This is a genomic window from Actinomadura geliboluensis (assembly GCF_005889745.1).
GTDB lineage: Bacteria > Actinomycetota > Actinomycetes > Streptosporangiales > Streptosporangiaceae > Spirillospora > Spirillospora geliboluensis.
Window position 1 is genome coordinate 1 of the sequence record NZ_VCKZ01000457.1, and the last position, 6,949, is coordinate 6,949.

The 6,949-nt window shown below is 74.6% G+C and carries 9 protein-coding genes; 5 read left to right on the forward strand and 4 right to left on the reverse strand.

Going from position 1 to position 6,949, the window contains the following annotated elements:
* The first annotated feature begins 55 nt into the window (after positions 1-55).
* On the forward strand, positions 56-1,120 hold the full coding sequence (locus tag ETD96_RS38280; RefSeq protein WP_240808528.1) for a dipeptidase: 1,065 nt from the start codon (positions 56-58) through the stop codon (positions 1,118-1,120).
* On the opposite strand, the gene ETD96_RS38285 is transcribed toward ETD96_RS38280, so the two are convergent.
* Positions 1,117-1,935, reverse strand: a complete 819-nt coding sequence (locus ETD96_RS38285; protein WP_138641384.1) for a dienelactone hydrolase family protein — start codon at positions 1,933-1,935, stop codon at positions 1,117-1,119. The two genes, ETD96_RS38280 and ETD96_RS38285, sit on opposite strands and share 4 nt — an antisense overlap.
* An 89-nt stretch (positions 1,936-2,024) precedes the next feature.
* Here ETD96_RS38285 and ETD96_RS38290 point away from each other — a divergent pair, with 89 nt between their 5' ends.
* The gene (locus tag ETD96_RS38290) at positions 2,025-2,996 is read left to right on the forward strand and encodes a GlxA family transcriptional regulator (protein ID WP_138641385.1); all 972 of its coding nucleotides are present in this window, start codon (positions 2,025-2,027) and stop codon (positions 2,994-2,996) included.
* A gap of 49 nt (positions 2,997-3,045) precedes the next feature.
* Here the strand turns inward: ETD96_RS38290 and ETD96_RS38295 are convergent, their stop codons facing one another.
* A complete protein-coding gene (locus ETD96_RS38295; RefSeq protein ID WP_205719670.1) occupies positions 3,046-3,330 on the reverse strand; it encodes a type II toxin-antitoxin system Phd/YefM family antitoxin in 285 nt (94 codons plus the stop codon).
* A 163-nt stretch (positions 3,331-3,493) separates the two neighbouring features.
* Between ETD96_RS38295 and ETD96_RS38300 the strand changes: the two genes are divergently transcribed.
* The 3 genes from ETD96_RS38300 (at position 3,494) to ETD96_RS38310 (ending at position 5,145) form a co-directional block, all read left to right on the forward strand.
* The gene (locus tag ETD96_RS38300; protein WP_171069434.1) at positions 3,494-4,057 is read left to right on the forward strand and encodes a ClpP family protease; all 564 of its coding nucleotides are present in this window, start codon (positions 3,494-3,496) and stop codon (positions 4,055-4,057) included.
* Entirely contained in the window at positions 4,054-4,659 is a 606-nt protein-coding gene (locus ETD96_RS38305; protein ID WP_138641388.1) for an ATP-dependent Clp protease proteolytic subunit, read from the forward strand. Before ETD96_RS38300 ends, ETD96_RS38305 begins: the two co-directional genes overlap by 4 nt.
* A gap of 141 nt (positions 4,660-4,800) precedes the next feature.
* Positions 4,801-5,145 carry an RNA polymerase-binding protein RbpA gene (locus ETD96_RS38310; RefSeq protein ID WP_067802035.1) on the forward strand — a complete coding sequence of 115 codons (345 nt, stop codon included), beginning with the start codon at positions 4,801-4,803 and terminating at the stop codon, positions 5,143-5,145.
* Between the two features lie 81 nt (positions 5,146-5,226).
* Here the strand turns inward: ETD96_RS38310 and ETD96_RS46250 are convergent, their stop codons facing one another.
* Both ETD96_RS46250 and ETD96_RS46255 read right to left on the reverse strand, forming a co-directional pair.
* Entirely contained in the window at positions 5,227-5,889 is a 663-nt protein-coding gene (locus tag ETD96_RS46250) for a response regulator (protein WP_205719671.1), read from the reverse strand.
* Positions 5,886-6,878 carry a sensor histidine kinase gene (locus tag ETD96_RS46255; protein WP_205719672.1) on the reverse strand — a complete coding sequence of 331 codons (993 nt, stop codon included), beginning with the start codon at positions 6,876-6,878 and terminating at the stop codon, positions 5,886-5,888. Before ETD96_RS46255 ends, ETD96_RS46250 begins: the two co-directional genes overlap by 4 nt.
* Positions 6,879-6,949 lie beyond the last annotated feature (71 nt).

Sequence of the window (6,949 nt, forward strand, 5' to 3'; positions counted from 1 at the left end):
CCCGGAGCCCGCGGCCCCCTGACCCGCGCCCCGCGGCACCGGCCATAGGCTGCGCATGTCCGGCACAGAAGGGATCGAGATGTCCGCCGACCTCCACCACCGCGCCGTCGTCGCCGACACCCACAACGATCTGCTGATGGCCGTGGCGGCCCGCCCGCCCGCGCAGTGGGCCGGGTTCTTCCGGGAGCGCTGGCTCCCCCAGCTCCGCGACGGAGGCGTGGACCTGCAGGTCCTCCCGGTCTTCATCGACGACCGGTTCCGGCCGGAGGGCGCGCTGCGCGAGACCCTCCGGATGGTCGAGGCCGCCCACGTCCTGGCCGAGGGCAACGCCGGCGAGGTGAGCCTGTGCCGGAACGGCGAGGACATCGACGGGGCGCTCGCGGACGGCAAGATCGCCCTGGTGCTGGCCCTGGAGAGCGCCCCCGGCCTCGACGCGAACGTGGAACTGTTCTCCACCCTGCACCGGCTGGGCGTCCGGGTGGCCTCGATCGCGCACTGGGGCCGCACCCCGCTCGCCGACGGCAGCGGCGAGGACGCCACCGGCAGCCGCCTGACCGCCGCCGGCGTCGACGCGCTGGCCGAACTGGAGCGGCTCGGCGTGGTCTTCGACGTCTCCCACCTCGGGGCCGCCGGCGTCGCCCACGTCCTGGAACTCGCCACCCGCCCGGTCATCGCCACCCACTCCTCGGCCCGGGCCCTGCGCGACCACCACCGCAACCTCACCGACGACCAGCTCCGCGGCATCGCCGCCACCGGCGGGGTGGTGTGCGTCAACTTCGTCGCGGGCTTCCTCAGCACCGGCCCCGAGGGCTACACCGTCGACCGCCTCGTCGACCACATCGAGCACGTGGCGTCCGTCGCGGGGATCGACCACGTCGGCCTCGGCCCCGACTTCATCCGCGAGGTCAACCACGAGCTCACCCCGCCCTGCTGCGAGGACATGAGCGCCCTGGCCGGTTTCGACGTCAACGCCGTCGTCCCCGGCCTCGACGGCCCGCGCGGCCTCCCCCTGGTCACCGAGGCCCTGCTCCGCCGCGGCCACACCGAGCCCGACATCCGCAAGATCCTCGGCGAGAACGTCCACCACCTCTTCCGCAAGGAACTGGGCCGCCCCGCCTAGGGGCGCAGGCGGGCCGTCAGGTAGGCGATGATCTCGTCCCTCGCGCGCAGGGTGGGGTGGCCGTCCTCGTCGACCAGGTGGGCGGTGGTGACGCTGTGGGGGGTCTGGACGACGTCGCGGAAGAACGGGGGCGGGTCGGTGTTGGCGGCGCCGCCCGGCAGGACGCGGCCGTCGAAGGCGTCCCCCAGCAGCCTCCGGTAGGCGGCGAAGCGCTGGCCGGTGCACCAGCGGTCGTTGTCGAACCGGTAGGCGAGGACCGTGAGCCCGTCGCGCTCGACGCGCTCCCGCACGGCGCGGGCGTCCTCGTCGCTGATCTCGAGGCCCGCGGGGTCGTCCAAGGGCAGCGAGGGATGGTTGACCACCGGCGCGATGACGGACGGCTCGAGCGTCATCGTCAGGGCGAAGTTGCCGGTGAAGCACAGGCCGATCGCGCCCACTCCCGGGCCGCCGCACTCGCCGTGCGCCTGCCGCGCGAGGCCGCGCAGCCACGCGGTGACGGGGCTGCTGCCGCCGCCGGCGAAGGCGCGGAACTCGGCGCTGACGCACGCGCGGCGGACGACCTCCTGCCCGCCCTCGGCCGTGGGGTAGGCGCCGTCGTCGCCGAACAGCGAGGGCACGTGCACGGTGAACCCCGCGTCCCGCACCCACCGCGCCAGCCGCAGGACGTCCGGGCTGATGCCGGGCATCTCCGGCATCAGTACGACGCCCGGCCCGTCCCCGGAGACGTACACCGTCTTCACCACCCCGTCGACCTCCACCCGCCGGCGGGAGAAGTCCGTGATCGCGTCGTCAAGACTCACGTTGGTCGCGTTCATGGGACAAGCCTGGACCGCCGCCCCCTCGCACCGGGATAGGCCGGATCGCCATTCACAGGGGTAATCTCGCCAGCGAAGAGGAGGCGGGGATGAGCGCGTTGCGAGTCGGGGTGCTGGCCTATCCGGAGTGCTTCGCGTCGGAGGTGTTCGGCGTCCCCGACCTCCTGACGATGGCCGCGCACATCGCCGGCCCCGGCCGCGACGGCTACGAGGTCTCGGTCGTCTCGCCCCGCCGCCGCGTCGCCGCGTCCGGCGGCACCGTGCTGGCGGTCTCCCCGCTGCGCGCCGTCGACGTCCTGGTCGTGCCCGGCTTCGAACTCGCGCCCGGCCTCGACGTGGACGCGAAACTGGCGTCGCTGGGCCCCGAGATCGCGGCGATCCGCTCCCACGCCGCCGCGGGCGGGGCCGTCGTCGCGATCTGCGTCGGGGCGTTCCTGCTGGCCGAAGCGGGCCTGCTCGAGCGGCGGCGCGCGACGACGGCGTGGCTCTTCGCGGACGAGCTGGCACGGCGCTGCCCGGACGCCGACGTCCGGCCCGAACGGCTGGTCGTCACCGACGCGGGTGTGACGACGACCGCCGCCTTCAGCGCCATGTACGACTTCGCGCTGGAGCTGATCCGCCGCCACAGCGGCGCGGGCGTGGCCCGGAGGACCGCGCGGGTGGCGCTCGTCGACGACGCACGGTCGTCCCAGGCCCCCTACGTCGACGCCGGGCTCCTCCCGCGGCCGGGGCACGAGTTCTCCCGCAGGGTCATGCGGTGGCTCGACCAGAACCTCGCCGCCCGGTACGACCTCGCCGCACTGGCGGAGGCCTTCCAGGTCAGCACCCGGACGCTGCTGCGCCGCTTCGCGCAGGAGACCGGGCAGAGCCCGCTGGAGTACCTGCAGACCTCCCGGATCCGCCGCGCCCGCCACCTCCTGGAGACCACGGACGGCACCGTCGCCGCCATCGCCGCCGCGGTCGGCTACCGCGACCCCGGAACCTTCTCGGCTCTCTTCGCCCGGCACACCGGACGGCGCCCGCGCGACTACCGCACCGCCTTCCGGCGCCGGACGGGCTGACGGGCGCCCACGTGGCAGGCTGCGCACGAACCGCCGAGGTGGGGTGGGGTCAGCGGTTGAAGCCGGGTGGGCGGTACTCGGCGGCGATGCGCATCGGCGGTTGGGGCCGGGTGCGCTCCGCGGGCCGGGACGGCTGGCCCGGCGGGACCGCCCCGCCGACCTGGAGGTCGTGGCGCTGGGCGCGGATCGCCTCGAGGAGTTCCAGGTCCTCCGGGGAGACCAGCGCGGCCATCACCTTGCCGCGGCGGGTCAGCTTGACGGGCTCGCCCGTGTAGGCGACCCGGTTCACCAGGTCCGCGAACTCGGCACGTGCTTCGGTCACCGGAACTTCCACGTGATTCATCGTATAGCGAAATTCGCCGTCCCCGCCTGGCGGCCCCTCTTCCCCGAGATTACTGTCCATCTGTACGTACTGTACAGATGACCTAGGAGGACGCATGAGCGGTCAGCGGCGGGTGGAGACGTTCGTGGGGAGGTCGCGGGCGGCGGTGGCGGAGATGCCGCGGATCGCGGACGCCCAGCTGTTCGAGCGGCTGCTGGCCCAGCGGATCGTGTTCCTCGGGACCGAGGTCGACGACCAGGTCGCCAACCGCATCAACGCGCAGTTGCTGCTGCTCGCGGCGCAGGACGCGCGGCGCGACATCACGCTGTACATCAACTCGCCCGGCGGGGTCGTGGACGCCGGCATGGCGATCTACGACATGATGCAGTTCGTCCCGAACGACATATCCACCGTCGCGATGGGCATGGCGGCGTCCATGGGTCAGACGCTGCTGTGCGCCGGGGCGCCGGGCAAGCGGTACGCGCTGCGGCACGCGCGGGTGATGATGCACCAGCCGCACGGCGGCATCGGCGGCACCGCGTCCGACATCAAGATCCAGGCCGAGCAGTCGCTCTACCTCAAGCGGACGCTCGCGGAGCTGACCGCGGTGCACACCGGGCAGCCGCTGGAGCGCATCGAGGCCGACAGTGACCGGGACCGGTGGTTCACCGCCGAGCAGGCCCGCGAGTACGGCTTCGTCGACCACGTCATCGACAGCACCGACCGGGTGGGCACATGACAAGGGCGGAACGGCGGTACCTCGTCCCCGAGTACGAGGAGCGGACGAGCTACGGCCGCAAGGACACCAACCCCTACAACCGGATGTTCGAGGACCGGATCGTCTTCCTCGGGGCGCCGGTGGACGACACCAGCGCCAACGACGTCACCGCGCAGCTGCTGGCGCTGGAGGGCATGGACGCCGACCGGCCCATCTCCCTCTACATCAACTCGCCGGGCGGGTCGCTGACGGCGATGCTCGCGATCTGCGACACGATGCGCTACGTCCGGCCCGAGATCGAGACGACCTGCGTCGGGCAGGCCGGGTCGGCGGCCGCGGTGCTGCTGGCGGCGGGCTCGCCGGGCCGCCGGCAGGCGCTGCCGGGCGCGCGGATCCTGCTGCACGAGCCGGAGGTCGAGGTGTCCCGCGGCTACGCCACCGACCTGGACATCCAGGCGCGGGAGGTGCTGCGGCTGCGGGCGCAGACCGAGGCGATCCTGGCGGAGGCGACCGGCCGCGACGCCGCGGCGGTGCGCCGCGACCTGGACCGGGAGCGGTACTTCACCGCGGCGGAGGCCAAGGAGTACGGGCTGATCGACGCGGTCCTGGACGGCCGCGGGTAGGGCCGCGGGCCCCGGTCCGCGCGCCCGCGCCGGGCCGCGGCCGGAAACGGCAGGGTTGGATCACCCCGGCGGGGGGAATCTTGTCACGGTGTTCAGCGTTGGTGAGGGCAAGACCGCAAGCCGTCTGGGAGGCACGTGACGATGGCCGAGCGCGCACTTCGCGGCACCCGACTCGGAGCGACGAGCTACGAGAATGATCGCAACACCGATCTGGCCCCTCGGCAAGAGGTGGACTACACCTGTACGAAGGGCCACCGGTTCACCGTGACGCTCGCCGCCGAGGCCGAGGTGCCGATGACCTGGGAATGCCGCAACTGCGGCGCCACCGCCCTGCGGGTCGACGGCGAGCTGCCCCAAGCCAAGAAGGGCAAGCCGCCGCGGACCCACTGGGACATGCTCATGGAGCGCAGGACCGTCGAGGACCTTGAGGAGGTCCTCGCCGAGCGCCTGGAGATCCTGCGGGCGGGGCGCAGGAAGTCCGCCTAGCGGACGGGGGATTCATCTTCGGTGGGAAGGGCCCGCACCGGGCGGCCGGTGCGGGCCCTTGCCATGTCCGGGGTCCGGCGCTCAGCGGCCCGTGCGGGGCCTGACGAGGCCGCTCTCGTAGGCGGTGACGACGGCCTGCACCCGGTCGCGGAGCCCGAGCTTGCGCAGGATCCGGCTGACGTGGGTCTTCACCGTCTCCTCCCCCACCACCAGGCGCCCGGCGATCTCGGCGTTGGACAGGCCCGTGGCGACCAGGCGCAGCACGTCGGTCTCGCGGGGCGTGAGGGCGTCCAGGACGTCCGGCTCGGGCGGGCGGGGCCGCAGCCGGGCGAACTCGCCGATGAGGCGGCGGGTGACGGCCGGGGCGAGCAGCGCGTCCCCGGCGGCGACGACGCGGACGGCGTCGAACAGCCGCTCGGCGGTGACGTCCTTGAGCAGGAAGCCGCTGGCCCCGGCGACGAGGGCGGCGTAGACGTGCTCGTCGAGGTCGAAGGTGGTCAGCATCAGCACCCGCGGCGGGTCGGGTTCGGCGGTGACGCGGCGGGTGGCCTCGATGCCGTCCATGACGGGCATCCGCACGTCCATCAGCACGACGTCGGGCCGGTGCTCGCGGCACGCCCGGAGCGTCTCGGCGCCGTCGGACGCGGTCGCCACGACGGCCAGGTCCGGCTGGGTGCCGAGCAGCGCCCCGAACCCGGCGCGGACGACCTCCTGGTCGTCGGCGACCACCACGCGCACGGTCACGGCGCCTCCACCGGCAGGACGGCCTCGACCAGGAACCCGCCGAGCGGCCCGGGGCCGGTGCGCAGCTCCCCGCCCGCGGCGGCGGCGCGCTCGCGCATGCCGAGCAGCCCGTGCCCGGCGGATCCGTCCGCCCGCGCGGGGCCGGGGCCGTTGTCGCGGACGGTCACCCGCAGCGCGCCCGGCGCGTAGTCGATCTCCACGTCGACGGCGGCGCCGGGGGCGTGCCTGCGGGCGTTGGTCAGCGCCTCCTGCGCGATCCGGTAGGCGGCGAGCTCCAGGCCGGGGTCGAGGGCGGCGACGTCCCCGCGGACGATCAGCCGGACCGCGCCGGCGCCGGACTCGCGGGTCTGGTCGACGAGGTCGAGGAGCTGCTGCAGGCCCGGCTGCGGGCGGCGGTCGGGTTCGGCGCCGGCGTCCTCGCGCAGCACGCCGAGCAGCCGGCGCATCTCGGTGAGCGCGGTGCGGGCGGTGTCGCCGATGGCCAGCAGCCGCTCGGCGCCCTCGGCGGGCATGCCGGGCACGGCGAGCCGCGCCGTCTCGGCCTGCACGGAGATCATCGAGATGTGATGGGCGACGACGTCGTGGAGCTCGCGGGCGATGCGGGCGCGCTCGCCGCGCGCGGTGTGCTCCAGGAGCGTGCTCTCGAACGCGCGGCGGGACGCGGCCAGCGCGGCGGCGGCGGCGCGGCGCCGCCGGATCCGCCGCAGCAGCAGCACCGTCCACACGGCGGCCAGGGCGGTCAGGGCGGCGACGGCGGGGCCGCGGTGCAGCGCGCACGCGGCGGCCGCGGCGACGGTGATCACGGCGGCGGCCGCGCCGGGCCGGTCGCGGACGGCGGCCAGCGGCAGCGTCGCGAACACGTCCACCGCGATCGCCAGGGACAGCACCACGCCGGAGCCGTGGGTGCGCAGGACGGCCTCCGCCACGCCCGCCGCGGCCAGGCAGGCGCCGGCCGCCGGCCATCGCGGCCACCCGTCGGTCTCCCCCACGCACGCCATTGTGGCGTGGACGGCGGCGCGGCGGCGTCCCTCCCGAGGGGGACCCCGCGTCCCCCGTCCCC